The sequence below is a fragment of the Halorubrum xinjiangense genome, assembly GCF_049604745.1.
Lineage (GTDB): Archaea > Halobacteriota > Halobacteria > Halobacteriales > Haloferacaceae > Halorubrum > Halorubrum xinjiangense_A.
This window is the reverse complement of sequence record NZ_CP187139.1, coordinates 45,256-62,218: the sequence shown is the minus strand read 5'-3', so window position 1 is coordinate 62,218 and position 16,963 is coordinate 45,256. Positions and strand designations below refer to the sequence as shown.

Below are 16,963 nucleotides of genomic sequence, written 5' to 3'. Positions count from 1 at the left end.
AGGTGGTGTTCCCCTCATTTGGGATATCATCGGTCTCTACTGGTCCCATTAGCCTCTAATACGTCGGCGTGATTTAATCAGATTCCCCTTTTGAATCTGAAGTCGGATTCCGTGGAGCTTGTGGAGGTTTGCAATGTTTTCCCCTCTTTACGATAGATCATCTATGGCCGACGGTTACGATGCCATAGTACTGATACCCTCATAGGCAGTATATTCTAATCAAAACCGCAATAGATGATCCCTACAATGATACACCTATGCAGGCGACGATAATCGACGGAGTTCTTGAATCCCTTCGTATCGGTGTCGGATTTCTCTGGACGGCGGCGTGGGCGATCATCATGGGCCTCACGATTACGAGTCTGGTCCAGGTCTACGTCTCGAAGGAGCGGATGGCACAGGTGCTGGGTGAGGGCGATCTAACTGGACTTACCAAGGCGACTGTGTTCGGAGCAGCAAGCAGTGGCTGTAGCTTCGGCGCCGTCGCCATCGGGAAGGGCCTGTTCAAGAAGGGGGCGCACGCGGTGAACTTCCTCGCGTTCATGTTCGCGTCGACGAACCTCATCGTCGAACTAGGGCTGATGATTCTCATCCTGCTTGGCTGGGAGTTCCTCGTCGCGGAACTGCTCGGCGGCCTGATTCTCATCGCCGTCATGGCCGCCATCGTCCACCTTACGCTTCCCGAAAACCTGTTTAACGAAGTCCGCGAGAAGCTCAACGAGCGCGACCGCCAGGCGGGCGTCACGGAAGATCCCACCTGCGGGATGGAGGGGAAAGACGAGTACACGCTCACGACCGACGGCGGTGAGACGCTCAAATTCTGCTCGGAGGGCTGTATGGAGACCTATCGCCAGGAGACGTCGAGTAGCGGCGGGTGGCGTGACGAGTTGCTGTCGTGGGGTGGCTGGTACAAGGTCGGGAATCAGTACCGCAAGGAGTGGTCGATGATCTGGAAAGACATCGTCGCCGGCTTCCTTATTTCTGGGTTCGTCATCGTCTTCGTCCCGCAGTGGGTGTGGAACACGCTGTTCATTCAGGGCGACGGCCTGCTCGTGACTGCCGAGAACGCCGTCATGGGCGTCATCATCGCCGTCCTCAGTTTCGTCGGCAGTATGGGCAACGTCCCGTTCGCCGTCGCGCTGTGGGGCGGTGGCGTCAGCTTCGCCGGGATCATCGCGTTCGTCTACGCCGACCTCATCACCGTGCCCGTGCTGAACGTCTACCGGAAGTACTACGGCTGGAAGATCATGCTGTACATCCTTGGCGTCTTCTTCGTGACGATGGCGTTCACTGGCTTCCTCATGGAGTTGCTGTTCGACGCCCTCGGCATCGTACCAGATCTGGCCGGTGGCGAGACGGCGACCGAACAGACGTACTTCGAGCTCAACTACACGTTCTACCTCAATATTATCGCCTTCGCGCTCTCCGGGTTCCTCCTGTATGTCTACCGACGTGGAATCGGCGCACCAGGTCAGTATCGTGATCCGGTGTGTGGCATGCGGACCGACGATGAGGGGCCGAGTGCGTCCAATGATGGGATGACGTACTATTTTTGCTCGAAGACCTGTAAGCGGGCATTCGAGGAAGAGCCCACGGAATTTGCTGATCAAAGCCCGCAGATAACAAACCACGATCACGATCACTGATAGATGTACTGTGGTTCATCCGCTGTGAAGCACTTCATCATCGCACCTTCAATCCGCAATTGTCACACCTGTCGCGCCAAAATTGATTGTATGAGCAGTCAGATATCGAAACAAGGGGATGTCATATGAACCAACGTCCAGCGGATACCGTCGTTGGTGTGCTCCTTGGGTTCGTCCTCTTGGCTGGCGGACTACTCAGTTGGCGGGCCTATCAACAGCGTCGCGCTATCGAGCAGTCGATGGGGCCGATGATGGACTCGTCTATGGGGGCGATTCACGGTCCAGATCCTCTCTGGTACGTGGTTGGAACCCTTCTGGTCGCAGGCAGTATCGGTGGCATCTATTACGTGGTTCGAGGGAATCTCATCGATTCGACAACCGACTCAGCGGATCACATCGACCCCGATCAGGTATCGGAGGCAACGCCTACATCGATAGACGATGACGCCTCGCCGGCGACGCCTATCAATCCTGAATCGGATCCGCAAGCGCGCGTTCTCGATCTCTTACCGGATGATGAACGACGCGTCCTTGAACCCGTCCTGAACTCGCCTGGAATCACGCAGATCGAACTTCGGGATCGATCTGAGTTCTCAAAGAGTAAAGTGAGCCAGACCGTGAGTTCACTCGAGGAGCGCGGGCTGCTGTATCGGGAACGACAGGGTCGAACCTACCGCGTGTATCCGAGTGATGACCTGCAGAACTAACAGACGTAGAAATTCATACTAACACTACCCATCATGTCACAAGCAACACTCGAAACTGATCGCATTAGCCGGGTTCTCAAGTCAAGCACGTGGCTCAATCTCCTCCTCGCCGCACAGTTGATCGCCGGGTTGGTGTACGCATATTTCACAGGAGATATGGGGAGCCGGTGGACCCATTTCGTCCTTCCATTTATTTGGTTCACCGCCTCAGTCTGGGTGATCTGGCACACTCGACCTGTAACGAAACGTCGAGTGTATCGTATTGGTGCCGCACTTGTCGTTGCTCTATATCTCATCGTGATGTTTTATTTTTCAGGATTACTTGGACCGAGCACCTCTCATTTCGGGCAGCTCACTGGACCAAGCGGCTTCGGAATAACGTGGGGTCGATCTTTGGGATGGAGTCCGGTCTTCGTCTATACAGGTGACCTGATCACGGTCTCGCTCATTCCTTACCAAGCGGTTGGCCTGTTCGCGCTGGCGTATCTCGTCTATGATGCATTGCTTGATTTCTCGCAGTCGGCAGTCGGAGGAATAGTCGGGATTGTGGCGTGCCCTGCCTGCGTTAGCCCGTTGTTTGCCGTACTACTTGCAGGCGGACTGAGTGGTTCTTCAACGATGTTATTGCTTGGTGCGTATGGCTACGAAATTGCGACCGTTCTGTTCCTCATGACAATTGGAATCCTCTACCATCGTCAGGCACTCACGAGGCAGTATCACCAGTTCCGAGGGAACTGATCCATCTCGTTCGTGGTCAGCAATACCCGAGCCTCCCTCGCCGCCTGAACCGTGGTTATTGTCTGGATCGCCGCAATGAGGTGAACAGTCTCGACGGATCCCCTTTGCTCTCACCATTCCTCTGATCCTTTCGAATTCGGCAGGTATGAACGATCCCGTCAGTAGAAAACGTTTAGATGGCGTTATAGACGTTCTTGAACGCTCTCCTGTTTGAGTTCACTCCCACGAAGATAACTCCGAACCCACCGTATGACTACTTGAGGCGAAAAACAATGACCAACCGAAACCTCGGACGATGGCTGCTCGTGGTGCTCGCGATTGTCGGACTCGCGTTTGCCGCCCCGGTAGTTAGCGCACACGGTGACGAACCGATCCAGGGGAACGAGACGGCAGCTGAAGGGACGCCAGCCGATGGTAGTGCAGCAGACTGGGCGGCCTGGATGGAAGGTCACATGACCGACTACATGGGCCCGAATGCCGTTGACGAGATGGAAGCGCACATGGGCGTGACCGTCGACGAGATGGCCCAAGATATGGCGGACGACAATCACACCGCGACGGGGATGAACGGACAGGGGTACGGCTGCTAACGATCCCTGTTCGGATCCTCGTCTGACACGATAGATATTCGACTTACTGACTCAACGATCACAATGACACACTACACCAACACTCTCGGGCGGACGACTCGTCGAATCGCAATACTAGCGGTTCCGCTGTTGATTGTAGCAACGGGCACCGCAGCGGCTCACGGTGGTGGAGGCTACGGCGGCGGTATGATGGGTAGCGGCGGTTGGGGGGTCTTCAGCGGTGGAATGGGCCTCTGGAGCTTCCTTTGGATGGGGCTCCTAATCGTCGTCCCGCTCTATCTCGTCTACTCACTCCTCAACAGAGATTCTGAGAGGAGTGATAGTCGGCCGCTTTCGGTTCTTCGTGAGCGTTACGCTCGCGGTGAACTCTCCGATGAAGAGTTCGAACGTCGACGAAAGCAACTCGAGTAGTGCCCATGACCGAAATAGAAGGAGCATCGTCGAGAAAAAATTCTCGTCTGCCAGTTGGGGCGACGGGACCGAACGCTTAAGTGCGTAAACAGGATACAGTATTACATGAGTTACACAATACAAACCAAGATTGATGGAGAGTTCGACGATGTCGTCGACGCAACGAATGCCGCGCTCAAAGACGAGGGATTCGGTGTTCTCTGTGACATCGACATTCAGGCGACGCTCAAGGAGAAACTCGGTGAGGAGTTCCGCCAGTATCGCATCCTCGGTGCGTGCAATCCTCCGCTGGCATACGAAGGGTTGAGTGTAGAAACTGAACTCGGTGCGCTCTTGCCCTGTAACGTCATCGTCTACGAGAACGATGACGGCGTCATCGTGGTGAGTGCGGTCGACCCGGAACAGTTAGTCGGGATCGCTGATAACGACGCGCTTGACTCCGTCGCGACCGAGGTCAGCGAACGATTCGACCGCGTACTGGCAGCCGTAACTGACGAGTTCGGATCCGCATCGGAGGCCTGATCTCTGATGGCATCATCGGATCAACTGGATACGACGACGATACTGCTCATCGTCCTCGGAGCGTTCATCCTCCTTCCCTTGCTCACAATGGGTATGGGGTTCGGTGGGATGATGGGATACGGAGGAATGATGGGCCAGTACGGTACCACAGGTGGTTGGTGGCCCCTCATCGGGATGCTCGTCCCGGTCATCTTCCTCCTTGCGCTTCTGGGCGGTGGATATCTCATCTTCCGGCGGATGAGCGAGACACAGACGTCTCATAATCCCGCGATGGAAGAGTTACGTCTGGCGTACGCTCGTGGCGATCTCACGGACGAAGAGTTCGAAGCCCGACGAGAAAAGCTCGAACAATCAGAGTGACCACTACCCAAACCGCGTTTCACCCGTTTGAACACCTGCGGATCGACTCGAGGGTATCGAAACCAACCGTTCGGCAGCATCGTTCCGTTACATCGAAATGGTGTGCTCGATTCAGCATATGGTTATGAGTAGTAATGGGAACAAACGACAAGTTCGGAGTGAGTCACGTCCGAAGTCTTCGCACCAGTATCGCGCGTAGCTACCCACCGAAGAATGATCCAGACAACATGACACATCACAGCCGACGTCAATTCTTAGGCATTGTCGGTGCCAGCGCAGTCGCCAGCACCGGCTTTGCTCAGTCAGCGAACGCACAGGAGACGCCCATCGTGGAGATGGGAAACAATTACTTCGACCCAATCGGCCTACGTGTTGATCCCGGGACAACCGTTCAATTTGAACTCGCAGCGGGGGCACATTCCGCTACGGCGTACGCAGATCGTATTCCGGAGGGCGCTTCCGCCTTCGATAGTGGGACGATCTCAGACGGGAGCTTCGAATATACGTTCGAAACGCCAGGGACGTATGATTACTACTGCATCCCGCACAAGTCGATTGGGATGGTCGGACGGATCGTAGTTGGCAGTCCTGGCGGACCGGCAGAGGAGGATTCAATCCCGGATGGAGAGGTCCCATCGAGTGAGGCGATTGTTGACCAGGGTACAGTCGCCTACGGCTCAAGCAGCGATGGAAGCGGGAATACTGGTGGTGGAATGATGGGACGAGGTGGTTCTGGAATGATGAGTGGCCGCAACGGAGGTGGAGTTGGAGGGCTACCAGCTGTTGGTGGCGTACTCGGAATGCTGGGCGTTCTCGGTGGCGGGCTCTACTGGCTTGGAAACCAAAAATCTCCTCAATCGACTACCGACGACTCAGCCAGAAAAACGCTCCAGAACCGCTATGCCAGGGGCGAAATTGACGAGGAGGAGTATAGACGTCGCCGTGAGCGATTAGATGCTACTGATGAGGACATCTCCAACTGATTGCCACCGTGAGAGGGTGAACTCACCGGGGTCAAGTGATTCGGGGATTAGAGAATACCGCCCTCACCGATACCTTTGATTTCAGAACGATCCCGTGACCTGTTTTGTTCCATTTATGACTGATTTCTCTTGTGATCAACTCGCCTGTGTGGCTCGGTAGTAAACACCAATTGCGAGCACGGCTACGAGGAGAAGATATCCAGTAGCCCACACCAACGAGAGAGCCGTATCTACGTCGGTTGTGAGTCCGGTATCGACCATTACACGGACTGGCCAATAGCCCGGAAAGAGTTTCATCCACCAATCAGGTTCAGATTGAATAAACAGCGGATCCTGAAACAGTCCGATATCGAGCATCGGGAGAATCAGCATCAGCCACATCCCGGCTAGGCGGTTGAAGACGGCCCCGACGAGCATCCCGATGAGACCATACGTGACCGAGACGACGAGCATCGCTGCGACGAACCACCAGAGATACTCGGGCTGGAAATCGACGAGCATCACACCAACTGAGACACCGGTGACGATGAGAGTAATTGCTGCGAGAACCCCAAACCGGGCAGCGATTACCTGCCATGCACGATAGCCAGCGACTGCCAGACGACCGTCCGTGTCTTTGGCTTCTCGCATCAGGAACAACCCGGCGAGTCCGGCGATGAGAGCACTCGTAATCGGCGTCATGATCACGCCGTGGACCTCAGGCATCCCCCGCATGACCGTCGCCGTCTCACCGTCGACGAGCGTCCGAACCGGCATCTCGACGTCCTGGGTGACTGCGAACGCCAACGTGATGAACGAGACCGGTAGGACGACCAGTAGAGCGACGAGGACGTAGTTACGCGCCTGTTCTTTGATGCCGATCGAGAACGCCGTTGTCGTACGGTTCATGCGGACCACCCACCACTGGTGCGCATCGTCACTCCGAACACTACGGTGACGAGCACGAGCAAGACGAGCAGGTATCCGGCAACGAAGCCGAGGTCGCCCGTCGTATATGTACCTTGGAACATCGCCTCCTGAAGGAGTTCCTTCGGATGATAGAGCGGGAAGTATTCCACGAACTCAGGAATGTCAGCAGCCAGCGGGCTGTCGCCACTGAGGAACGCGTCCATCATCGCGAGGAACACCACGACGAGCGAGCCTTCGAACAGTCGCGGAAGGAGTGCACCGACGAGCGCGCCAAGAAACGCATAGACGAGGCCGGCGAGGACGAGGAATACGAACGTCAGGACAGGGGCTTCCGGTGAAATCGTCAGCCAGAGCACGCCGTAGTTCACGGCAGCCACGACGACCGTGACCCCTCCGAGCGTCGCTAATCGAGTCGCAAGCAGTGTTCGGGGTGGATAGCCTGTCTGAACGAGTCGTCGATCGGCTGCACGCGCACTAATCATCTGGGCGAGTCCCATCAGGCCGGCGATGATGGCGACACCGAATATCGCTCCGAGGAGGCGACCCAGATCGATCGGAATCGCCTCAACTGTCGGCATAGTTGGCAACCCCGCCATCGCTTGTCCCCAGCCTTCGATAACGACAACCGGAAGGAGGAGTGCTAAGACGACATTCAGGGGGGTCCTGAGGAAGGTGGAGACGTTCGTCCGGATCCCCGTTTGAATTCTATTCATCGGCCTTTCTCCTCCGTTCACCGGTCGTCGCTTCGGTCTCACTTTCCCGCTCAGTCACGTCGTAGACGTGTCCATCACGAACCTCGTAGATACGGTCGAGACGGCTCTGCTCCTCGATCAAGTGTGAAATCATTACGACAGCTGTTCCGTCGGCAGCAAGTTCGTCGGCGAGGTCCCAGAAGATGAGATATGTCTCCCAGTCGAACCCGGTGTAGGGCTCGTCTAGCATGAGGACGTCCGGATCATGCATTAGGGCGATACTGAGATTGATTTTTTGTCGGTTTCCACCGCTGAGTTGGTCGATTCGATAGTCAAGGTACTGCTCGAAATCGAGTTTCGATGCGAATCGGCGTTTGGCCTCGTCGATTTCTTCGGCGGTCATTCCGTATCCGGAACCGAACAGGCGGAACGTCTCTGTGACCGTCAGGCGGTCGTAAAGCAGTGGTTCTTGTGGACACCAGCCAACCGTCCCTGTTCGTTCAACTGCTCCGGAATCCTGCTTGAGGACGCCGACGAGGATGTTCATAAGCGTGGATTTCCCCGAACCGTTCCCCCCGACGATTCCGACGATTTCTCCTGCTCGGATTTCCAGATTGGCACCGGTGAGGACGGGAACCGATCGTGTAAATGGGAGGTTTGACCCGTACGTTTTTTCAATCTCATCAGCACGGACGAGTACCTCGCTGGTGGTAGCCTCTGTCGTGGAGGTTGTGGGCGCTTCCATAGATGAATACACACGCTCCTCATTTACTGCGATTACTGTTTCAAATCTAAACTATCAGTAGCAACCCCGTGAATAATCAGAGATTGCATACAGAGCTGACGCTGGACTCAACGTGTTAGATATCTCTTGATTTTCTGAATACTGTCTCCTATAAGCTGTTTCACAGTTTACACGGGAAAGCTTCTGAATTGGATCACCAACAAGCCAGAACGCGATACAAACCCGCTTCAAGACAGCTGTTGAAGTTTCGCGTTGAAAAAGATGAGACGCGCGAAGGTGTATCCGAACCCATAGAGAAGCCGTCTGAACATCAGTTGCAGATCTACTGTATCTCTGAATCTATACCTCAGTGTACTCAGCTCCGGCTTTATCGCCGTCAATAGCGTATATGCTTAACGAGCCATCTTTCTCTCCACCCATCCCCGGTGTCCCAGATGGCATACCAGGGAGTGCAACTCCATCTATCGGTGGGTTTTCATCGAGAAGCCGGGCGATTACTTCGACCGGGACGTGTCCTTCTACGACGTAATCTGTGAGGACGAGTGTGTGACAGCTCTGGAGGTCTTCGGGGATCCCATATTCCTGCTTTACTGCTTGGATATCATCCGGTACGGTCTCTGAGAGGTCACCAGTGATATTCTCACGAAGATATGATGCATACTGCTCGCAACAGCTACATCCTGGTGAGTTAAATTGTTGTGCTGATGCCACTGCTACTGGGTCATCAATATCCCATGAGTTCGTGCTTGAGCCACCTAGACAGCCTGTAAGACCTAGTATTCCGATTGTACCACTATGTTGAAGCACCCGACGACGATTCCACGGTTGCGGCATTATTAGACGATACAACAGTAGTTCCCATACGCTTTACCCCTGTTACTAATAACCCGGAATGTGATCACAGTCGCCTTCGGTAGGATTGTCTATTCTAGGACACGCCGGTCCCACACTCCACTCTGTTTTCTTTCGAAACGGGAGTGATCCAGCAAGGCTACGCGCGGTGAACGCCTCAATCCACCATCCCAGATACCGTTCGGCCGGTTTCGATTCTTAACAGAAAGCGCGGTACATCGCCGAGGCCGTTGTTAGGCCCCCAGTAGCATCCGAAGTGACCCGCGAACGCCCATCGGGAGCCCGATCGCTCCGATGAAGAACGTCATAAGCCACCACCATGTGTGGTTCATCTCCTCTTTCGCATCAGCGAGATACCACACGATGCCGACAGTCACGACGAGTTTCAGCACGAACGTCGATCCGGCAAATCCAGTCGCCTGGTATACGAGATTCGTGACGACCAGCTTGGGGGAGTAGCCGAGAAACGTCACACCGATGAGGTTCTGTGCAGCGTCCCACAGCTGGCCAAAGACGGCCAGCAGAATCAGCGGGTGTCGAAGGTGTGTGACATTGACGAAACTCGCTCCCCAGTAGTAGAGCGCGGTCGCCCCGAGAGCAATCCCCGTCGTTGCGACAGGAACCCACAGACGGAGCGGGGTCGACGTCGAGAGGCCGTACCAAAGCACCCACCCGACAGCACCGACAGCCCACACCGACCCGATAAGCCCGACCGTTGACGGAATGGAACCGGTATTCCGATCACGCGCAAGTGCGCCGATGCCGAGCGCGAGGACGGTGACAGCGGTAACGACAAAGTAGATTGACGGCGTGATGAACCACACCGCGTAGTCCCCGAGTAGGCCGATGTCCTCGAGGGCGCGCATCGCTCCGCCGGCGATAATGATCGGGGCGAACCCGTAGGCCAGTCGTGCGTCAAACGTGACGTCGAGTTGATCGAGATACACTCGTAGTCCGGGGAGGCTGTACACGACCGCCGCGAGGTAGGTTACGGTGTTCACCGCGTTGTAGCCCCGAACAGCACGAATCCCCTCATGCATGACTGGCTCACTGGCAGCGTCAGCGACGACTGGTCCCCAGAGGTACTGCCAAATGAACTGGTCGAAGACGAGGCCCGGGAACGCAAGGATTCCCGCACCGATGAGGACGGGCGGAGCAAGTAGGTACAGCGCCCACCACTCGCGTGAGCCTGTTTCCGGAAGGGCGGTTTCGACGCGTCGCGTGACAGTACTCACGACTCGTTCACCTCCAAGCGCCACGTCGTGCTCTTAGAGCGCCCCCACTGTTCGAGTGAGACGAGTGAGAGGTCGTCCTGAAGTTGGCTGAGGTATTGCGCGACAGCCCTCGGAGAGCCGTCAAGATCACCGGCGATCTCGTGAGCCCGGAGGTACGTCGGTTCGCTACTGGCTGTCTCGACGAGGTACCTCCGAACCGTTTGGCGGGAAATATTCGACATTGAGATAGAGGCGACGGTTAGCGAAGGAACCCGAAGAGCTTGTAGTCGTGATCGGGGGTGTACCGCCGGAACAACAGGCTGTTCGTCAGCACCGACACCGACGAGAACGCCATTGCTGCTGCAGCGAGCACCGGCTGGAGCAGCCCGAGCGACGCGAGGGGAATCATCGCGGTATTGTATCCGAGCGCCCACACGAGGTTCTGCTTGATCTTCTGGAGTGTCGCGTCCGAGATTCGGATCGCCTTCACCACGTCGAGCGGGTCGTCGCGCATCAGCGTAAGGTCTGCAGCCTCGATGGCCACGTCCGTGCCGGAGCCGATGGCTGTCCCCACGTGCGCGACCGCGAGCGCGGGGGCGTCGTTGACGCCGTCTCCGACCATCATCGCCTGACGGCCCTCGTCTTGAATACTGTCGACCGCGTTAGACTTGTCTTCGGGAAGGACCCCTGCTCGGACATTCTCCGGGTCGATACCCACCTGTTTGGCGACCGCACGAGCAGTTCGCTCGTTGTCGCCCGTAATCATCATTACGTCGACGCCCCGCTCTTGGAGGGCTGTAACGGCCTGCTTGGAGCTCTCTTTGATTGTGTCGGCGTCAGCCACTACACCAACCAGTTTGCCCTCGGAAGCGACAAGCATCGCCGTCTTCCCCTCGTTTTCGAGGCGTTCCATCGTCTCCTCGGCGGGTGACGGGTCGATGTCGTTGTCTCGCAGCAACTTGCGGTTGCCGACCAGTACCTCGTTGTCACCAACAACCGCTTTGATCCCGTGACCAGGAACGTTCTCGAAGTCGTCGGGCTCAGTCACGTCCAGCCCGCGTTCTTCAGCCCCGTCGACGATTGCCCGCGCGAGCGGGTGTTCGCTTCCGCTTTCTGCTATCGCCGCCAGCCGCAGCACGTTGTCCTCGGAGAGGCGCTCACGAGTGCTGATCTGTCCACCATCTGGCGTCGGCTCGCCACCGTCAGTCACTGCATTTCCATCGCTATCGAAGACGACCACATCGGTCAATTCCATTTCACCCTCCGTGAGGGTGCCCGTCTTGTCGAAGACGACCGTGTCGACGTCTTTTGCGCGTTCGAGGATGTCACCGCCCTTGAACAGGACGCCGTTCTGGGCACCAATCGTCGTCCCGACCATCGTGGCTGCGGGCGTCGCCAGCCCCAGCGCACAGGGACAGGCGATGAGGATCGAGGACGCGAAGACAATAATCGCGAACTCGAAGACGGAAACGGTCCCACCGACCGGGGCCGGGCCGCCAGCGACCTGACCCCACAGCGGGAGCCAGTCGACGAAGCCAGCCAGTACCTCCGGGAACAGGAACCAAACAATGCCCCAGAGGAGAGCGTTCGCGATGACCGCAGGCACGAAGTACGCGGAGATACGGTCCGCGAGGTTCTGGATGTCGGGCTGGCGCGACTGCGCCTCCTTGACAGTCTGAACGATCTGTTGAAGAGCCGTATCTTCTCCGACCTTTGTCGCCTCCACGACAAGGACGCCGTTCTCGTTAATCGTCGAGCCGACGACCTCATCGCCCTCTTCCTTCTCTACAGGGACGGATTCACCAGTGACCATCGACTCGTCGACGGCGGACTGACCGTCGACAACGACGCCGTCTGTGGGAACCTTTTCACCCGGACGGATTTTCATCCGGTCACCCGTTGTGACTTCTTCGAGCGGAACTTCTTCTTCACTGCCGTCCTCGCGGATAATGGTCGCCGTCTCGGCTTCCATTTCGAGGAGCTTCCGGAGGGCCTCGCCCGCTTGCCCCTTCGACCGAGCTTCGAGGTAGTTACCGAGCGTAATGAACACGAGGATGAGCGCTGCCGTGTCGAAGTAGAGCCCACCTGCAATGAGTTCAGACAGGACTGCCACGGAGTAGAGATAGGCGGTTGTTGAACCGATTGCGATTAACACGTCCATATTGGCGCGGCCGTTTTTCACGATCGCCTTGTACGAGTTCTTATAGAACGGCCAGCCGAGGATCGCCTGCACCGGTGTGGCGAGGAGGAACTCGAGCCACCCGATTTCAACGCCGAAGACGGCATCAGGGACGATCGCGCCACCGAGCAGAAATTTGTCGATGAGGAAGAAGAGCAACGGAGCCGACAACACTGCCCCAAAGAGGGTCAGTCTGAGTTGCTTTTGGGTCTCAGCCTGTCGTGCGGCATCTCGTGCGTCTTGGCCCGACTCGTCGTCATCACCATCTTCGCGGACGGGCGAGTAGCCAGCGTCCTCAATAGCATCATACAGCGTATTGAGAGACACCTCTGCCGGATTGTAGGTGACCTGCGCTTCGTCAGTCGCGTAGTTGACTTCGGCGGTGACGACACCCGGTGTATTCTCGAGAGCAGTTTTGTTGGTCTCGGCGCAATTGGCACACGTCATATCGGAGATGGCAATAGACACCGTCTCCGAGACTATGCCGTAGCCCGCCTCATCGATCGCTTCATAGATTTCCTGGAGTGATACCTCATCGGGATCGTAGGTCACGGATCCCTCGTCGGTGGCGAAGTTCGCATCCGCCTTCGATACCCCGTCAAGGGATTCAAGGGTGTCCTGGATCGTTCCTGAACAGTTGGCACAGGACATCCCCGTAATATCGAGATGGGTTGTTCGGCTTGTCATGCTCATCTTACTATACGGGGTCTATGTTTAGGCGGTTTACTGTTTCGAGAAGGTGGTTATTGACACCAAGAAAATTTGGAATCCAAAGAGCGTACTATACACCCTCTTCGAGCCGCTGATAGCGGTCTTCAAACCGTGCGAGACAAGATGGGCAACAGAAGTGATAGATCTCGCCATCGATGCGCGTCGTCTCACCTTCATTGTCGACGGTATTGTTACATTCAGTGCAGGTGAGAGCAAATTCGACGCCGTCGATCGAAGGCGTCCATTCAGCTTCGTCGATCAAGGTGACTGAATATCCAGACATCCCAAGCCCATCAAACAGACTGTCTACCCACTGACGGACGTTCTGTGCCTCAACGCGGGCATAGAACCAGAGATCGCCTTCTGAGGTCGTGAAGACGTGTTCGATGCCGTCCGATTCCCGGACTCGCGTACGGGCCTCCTCGAGTGATTCCGGTTCGATTTCTGTTTGAATGAATACTGGAACACCGGCCCGAAGGTGCGCCCGGTTTACATCGATCGTGAAATTGTTGATAATATCTGCTTCCTGTAATCGTTGGACTCGATCGGAAACAGCTGGCCCGGACAAATCAACTTCTTCGCCGATGGCGCTAAATGGACGACGGGCGTTTTCGGCTAGTAACGAGAGAATCTCCAGATCTGTTTCGTCTAGGTTGCGCATACAATAGCGTCGCACCGCAGGATACATTATTGTTTCTCAAAATAAACCTTTGAGAGTGCGATTTTGAACTCAGAATGACTTTGGATTCTAAGCAGAAAAGCACATAGAATAGGGGGCCCTAATCATGTATGGATATGAGTCAGACCATCTCGGTCGAAGGAATGACCTGTGAACACTGTGAGCAAACTGTAGAGGAAGCACTCAAAGAAGTCGACGGAGTCACATCGGCGACTGCGGATCGGGACTCGGAATCCGCGACAGTCGAAGGAACAGCTGAATCAGATGACCTCGTGACTGTGGTCGAAGACGCCGGGTACGACGCCTCTACGTAAGCTATCACGTCACGACAGAAGGCGAGCGACGCCCCATCGTAGCGTATCTCGCCTTCACTGCTCCGAACGTTGAGTTTGTGCCAAGTGGCTAAGTGCGTCTGAGATCGATTCAACGGGTGTCACGCGTAATCCCTCGATAGTTACATCTGAATCGGTATCGCTGGGAACAATCAATTCGGTCGCTCCGAACGCCCGGGCACTCCGGGCCTTTGCTTTGATTCCGCCAACCGGGAGCAGCTTGCCATCGTCGGCAACGATTCCAGTGATGAGGGTTTCAGACGACAGCGACTGCTGGCGAAGACTGGCAATAAAAGCAACCGTAAGGCCGGCTTCCCAGCTTTTTCCACGGAGTGTAAGAGTGCCCGTCTCAGGTGAGACGAATGATACGTGCGTAGCCGTATCTCCAAGTGAACGACCAGTAAGACGGGTAGCAGTTTGTCTCGCCTCATCCAGTGCACGCTGGAGGTCGTGGCGGATCTCGATACCGTTCAGATTGACAAACAGCTCACCGTTGCCATCAGAAAACTCGAAATTGGTCGCGATAATGAGACCCGAGTTAGCTGCATCCACTGCCGGAAGATGGAACTGTGTGTCCGGGAGAGAGGCCGCCCCGCCTGCCAGTGTCGCTAGTGACTGGAAATCGGTATCTGACCGCGTGAGAGCGACTGCTCCACCGGCACCGCCTATCGATCCGAGACCCAGTCCGGCAAGAAATTCTCTCCGCGAAAGGAGGTCTCGCTCGATGCGAGAGACGATGTCGTCACTTGAGTCAGACGTGGATGCGGACGTTGTCTCTCGTTCGGTAGGTGGCATACTCTGGGAGTGTTTCGTGGGTAGTGATGGTACTATGTTACTTGGTAACGATTGTGAATATATAAGAATGGTGTCGGTCAGAAATTCGGCGCAAAAACGAGTATTCCCGTGTTAGATTCCACACGACTATCTTGACGCATCCCCAATTAGTCAGCCGTGTCCACCAGGTACCGCTCTCTCTTCGCACTTGTGGCGATCAGTGCTGTAGTGACAGGTGTCGGTGTCTGGATCGCGTATCAGGTTGAGCTTGTACTCCTACCGGCTACGACCTCTCGCACCGGAATACTTCTTGTCGGTTTTATCGAGGAAACGTTCGTCCGACTGCTTCCGTTGATCGTAGTCTTCTATTTCTGGAGCTACTGGCGAAGCCAACTACTCTCGAAAACGGAGGGGATCTTGGCGACCGCCGCATCCGGGATCACTGTTGGGGGGCTGGAACTAATCTTCAAACTCGAATACTTGTCCCGGCTTGAAGCCACCGCCAGATTCGATGCGATGGTTGTCCCGATACTACTCGTGTATCTTCCATTCGCATTGGTAGCCGGTCGGTTCGTGTATGCCCTCGGTGAGCGTATTCACGGATCCGACACGATTGGCCTGCCATCACTGCCTCGAAGAACTCTTCTCTTCCTTTTGGGAGGGTATCTTACCCTCGCAATAGCACACGCTATGTATAACCTACTGGTATGACTCCTTAAACCGCGTCCGGCAGCGATAGAAAAGATGCCGGGAGCGTTCGTCAGCAATTAGTGGTCATCGCCAAGTGCACTCGAAACCATTCCGTTCAGTTCGGTGAGCTTCTCTCGGACAGTATCTGGTTTCTCCTCGGGTGGCTCTTCGAGCGCGATCTGTTCATGTGGATCTGGGTCGCCGACGATGACGCTCCCGAGCATACCGACCGTCTCGTGGGGCGTACAGTAGTAGTGGTAGACGCCCTCGGTCTCGAAAGTGTGCTCGAACGTCGCTCCTTCCTCCGAGCGGAGACCACTATCCCATGCTGCAGCACCATCGGGAACGAGCTGGGGTTGGTCGTTGTCTGGATGGTAGGCCGTCGCGGAGTGACTGCCGCTCTCGTTAGTCCACGTTACCGTCCCACCGACATTGACGCGGACGACGTGCGGTTCGAAGTGATATCCTCCGTCTTCGGTGACCATCGCCACCTCAGCTGTATCGCTCGGTTCCTCGACGGCTTCATCGTGACCTTCCTCGTCGTCATGCCCCGATTCTCCTTCGCTACTGTTCTCTCCTTCGTCATGCCCCGACCCGCCTCCGTCTTCGGTAGATCCCGCAGTGCTTTCGGCCCCACTATCACTGCCGTCTGATTCCGATCCAGTACATCCTGCGAGTCCAATAACCGCTGTACCACCAGTTAACTGGAGCACTCGCCGCCGGGTGAGTCCTGAATTGGTTGTCATAGCGTAGGTCACCTCACAGGTGAGAATACGAGGGGTGGGAAAATAGACGGGTGAGCTGTTTTGCGTGCGACGCAAAACTGGTCGTTACATACGTTTCGGCAGGGCATTAACTTGTATTGCGAGGAACAGCTGTGTCCACGGACCATCGCGCTGACGAGCTATTAGACCTCCTCGGGGAGGAACGGGTTCGTCAGATTCTGGCCGCGACGAGCCGGGACCCCCTCTCAGCGAAGGAACTGAGCGAGGAATGCGACGTTGCCCTCTCAACGATTTACCGCCGGGTCGAAGATATGGTCGCTAATGATCTGCTCGTCGAACAAACACAGATTGAGACTGACGGGAGCCATCATAGCGTGTACGAAGCAAACGTTGACCACGTCGATGTCGACATCGAAGATGGAACGATCGACATCAAGATGGACGTTCGTGAGGACGCCGCGCAGCGGTTCTCGCGTATCTGGGGCGACATCCGAGACACCTAAC

General features: G+C 56.0%; 20 protein-coding genes. 11 read left to right on the top strand and 9 right to left on the bottom strand.

The annotated features are described in order from the left end of the window. Positions 1–257 precede the first annotated feature (257 nt). The 8 genes from ACOZ35_RS00285 to ACOZ35_RS00250 all read left to right on the top strand — a co-directional run bounded on the left by ACOZ35_RS00285 (position 258) and on the right by ACOZ35_RS00250 (position 5,957). The gene (locus tag ACOZ35_RS00285) at positions 258–1,646 is read left to right on the top strand and encodes a permease (RefSeq protein WP_049986199.1); all 1,389 of its coding nucleotides are present in this window, start codon (positions 258–260) and stop codon (positions 1,644–1,646) included. Positions 1,647–1,771: 125 nt separating this feature from the next. Beyond that, positions 1,772–2,353 carry a helix-turn-helix transcriptional regulator gene (locus ACOZ35_RS00280; protein WP_004048657.1) on the top strand — a complete coding sequence of 194 codons (582 nt, stop codon included), beginning with the start codon at positions 1,772–1,774 and terminating at the stop codon, positions 2,351–2,353. Between the two features lie 33 nt (positions 2,354–2,386). Beyond that, positions 2,387–3,091, top strand: a complete 705-nt coding sequence (locus tag ACOZ35_RS00275; protein ID WP_123624180.1) for a DUF7546 family protein — start codon at positions 2,387–2,389, stop codon at positions 3,089–3,091. Positions 3,092–3,363: 272 nt separating this feature from the next. Next, on the top strand, positions 3,364–3,681 hold the full coding sequence (locus ACOZ35_RS00270; protein ID WP_004048656.1) for a hypothetical protein: 318 nt from the start codon (positions 3,364–3,366) through the stop codon (positions 3,679–3,681). 63 nt (positions 3,682–3,744) lie between these two features. After that, a complete protein-coding gene (locus tag ACOZ35_RS00265; protein ID WP_049986201.1) occupies positions 3,745–4,092 on the top strand; it encodes an SHOCT domain-containing protein in 348 nt (115 codons plus the stop codon). 105 nt (positions 4,093–4,197) lie between these two features. After that, complete coding sequence (locus ACOZ35_RS00260) at positions 4,198–4,614, top strand: DUF302 domain-containing protein (protein ID WP_004048654.1); 417 nt, start codon at positions 4,198–4,200, stop codon at positions 4,612–4,614. 6 nt (positions 4,615–4,620) lie between these two features. Continuing rightward, on the top strand, positions 4,621–4,974 hold the full coding sequence (locus ACOZ35_RS00255) for an SHOCT domain-containing protein (RefSeq protein WP_049983674.1): 354 nt from the start codon (positions 4,621–4,623) through the stop codon (positions 4,972–4,974). Positions 4,975–5,108: 134 nt separating this feature from the next. Continuing rightward, on the top strand, positions 5,109–5,957 hold the full coding sequence (locus tag ACOZ35_RS00250) for a plastocyanin/azurin family copper-binding protein (protein ID WP_227262414.1): 849 nt from the start codon (positions 5,109–5,111) through the stop codon (positions 5,955–5,957). 135 nt (positions 5,958–6,092) lie between these two features. Here ACOZ35_RS00250 and ACOZ35_RS00245 read toward each other — a convergent pair whose 3' ends face one another. The 7 genes from ACOZ35_RS00245 to ACOZ35_RS00215 form a co-directional block, all read right to left on the bottom strand. Continuing rightward, the gene (locus tag ACOZ35_RS00245) at positions 6,093–6,845 is read right to left on the bottom strand and encodes an ABC transporter permease (protein WP_049909288.1); all 753 of its coding nucleotides are present in this window, start codon (positions 6,843–6,845) and stop codon (positions 6,093–6,095) included. Then, complete coding sequence (locus ACOZ35_RS00240) at positions 6,842–7,579, bottom strand: ABC transporter permease (protein ID WP_094529644.1); 738 nt, start codon at positions 7,577–7,579, stop codon at positions 6,842–6,844. Before ACOZ35_RS00240 ends, ACOZ35_RS00245 begins: the two co-directional genes overlap by 4 nt. Beyond that, positions 7,572–8,303: an ABC transporter ATP-binding protein gene (locus tag ACOZ35_RS00235; RefSeq protein ID WP_049909257.1), complete on the bottom strand. Its 732-nt coding sequence runs from the start codon at positions 8,301–8,303 to the stop codon at positions 7,572–7,574. The genes ACOZ35_RS00240 and ACOZ35_RS00235 overlap by 8 nt, the downstream gene beginning before the upstream one ends. Positions 8,304–8,642: 339 nt before the next feature. After that, complete coding sequence (locus tag ACOZ35_RS00230; RefSeq protein WP_239638655.1) at positions 8,643–9,014, bottom strand: DUF411 domain-containing protein; 372 nt, start codon at positions 9,012–9,014, stop codon at positions 8,643–8,645. A gap of 374 nt (positions 9,015–9,388) precedes the next feature. Continuing rightward, positions 9,389–10,390 carry a DUF63 family protein gene (locus tag ACOZ35_RS00225; RefSeq protein WP_004048647.1) on the bottom strand — a complete coding sequence of 334 codons (1,002 nt, stop codon included), beginning with the start codon at positions 10,388–10,390 and terminating at the stop codon, positions 9,389–9,391. 238 nt (positions 10,391–10,628) lie between these two features. After that, positions 10,629–13,235 carry a heavy metal translocating P-type ATPase gene (locus tag ACOZ35_RS00220; protein ID WP_004048645.1) on the bottom strand — a complete coding sequence of 869 codons (2,607 nt, stop codon included), beginning with the start codon at positions 13,233–13,235 and terminating at the stop codon, positions 10,629–10,631. A gap of 94 nt (positions 13,236–13,329) precedes the next feature. Further along, on the bottom strand, positions 13,330–13,920 hold the full coding sequence (locus ACOZ35_RS00215) for an AsnC family transcriptional regulator (RefSeq protein ID WP_080505591.1): 591 nt from the start codon (positions 13,918–13,920) through the stop codon (positions 13,330–13,332). A 134-nt stretch (positions 13,921–14,054) separates the two neighbouring features. Between ACOZ35_RS00215 and ACOZ35_RS00210 the strand changes: the two genes are divergently transcribed. After that, positions 14,055–14,252: a heavy-metal-associated domain-containing protein gene (locus tag ACOZ35_RS00210; protein ID WP_080505595.1), complete on the top strand. Its 198-nt coding sequence runs from the start codon at positions 14,055–14,057 to the stop codon at positions 14,250–14,252. 54 nt (positions 14,253–14,306) lie between these two features. Here the strand turns inward: ACOZ35_RS00210 and ACOZ35_RS00205 are convergent, their stop codons facing one another. Further along, positions 14,307–14,822: a S16 family serine protease gene (locus ACOZ35_RS00205; RefSeq protein ID WP_160163143.1), complete on the bottom strand. Its 516-nt coding sequence runs from the start codon at positions 14,820–14,822 to the stop codon at positions 14,307–14,309. Positions 14,823–15,221: 399 nt separating this feature from the next. On the opposite strand from ACOZ35_RS00205, the gene ACOZ35_RS00200 reads away from it, so the two are divergent. Continuing rightward, positions 15,222–15,755 (top strand): hypothetical protein, encoded by a 534-nt coding sequence (locus tag ACOZ35_RS00200; RefSeq protein WP_123624173.1) that lies wholly within the window; start codon positions 15,222–15,224, stop codon positions 15,753–15,755. 56 nt (positions 15,756–15,811) lie between these two features. On the opposite strand, the gene ACOZ35_RS00195 is transcribed toward ACOZ35_RS00200, so the two are convergent. Then, entirely contained in the window at positions 15,812–16,447 is a 636-nt protein-coding gene (locus ACOZ35_RS00195) for a cupredoxin domain-containing protein (protein ID WP_004048641.1), read from the bottom strand. A gap of 164 nt (positions 16,448–16,611) precedes the next feature. Here ACOZ35_RS00195 and ACOZ35_RS00190 point away from each other — a divergent pair, with 164 nt between their 5' ends. Beyond that, entirely contained in the window at positions 16,612–16,962 is a 351-nt protein-coding gene (locus ACOZ35_RS00190; protein WP_004048640.1) for an ArsR/SmtB family transcription factor, read from the top strand. The last annotated feature ends 1 nt before the right edge of the window (position 16,963 follow it).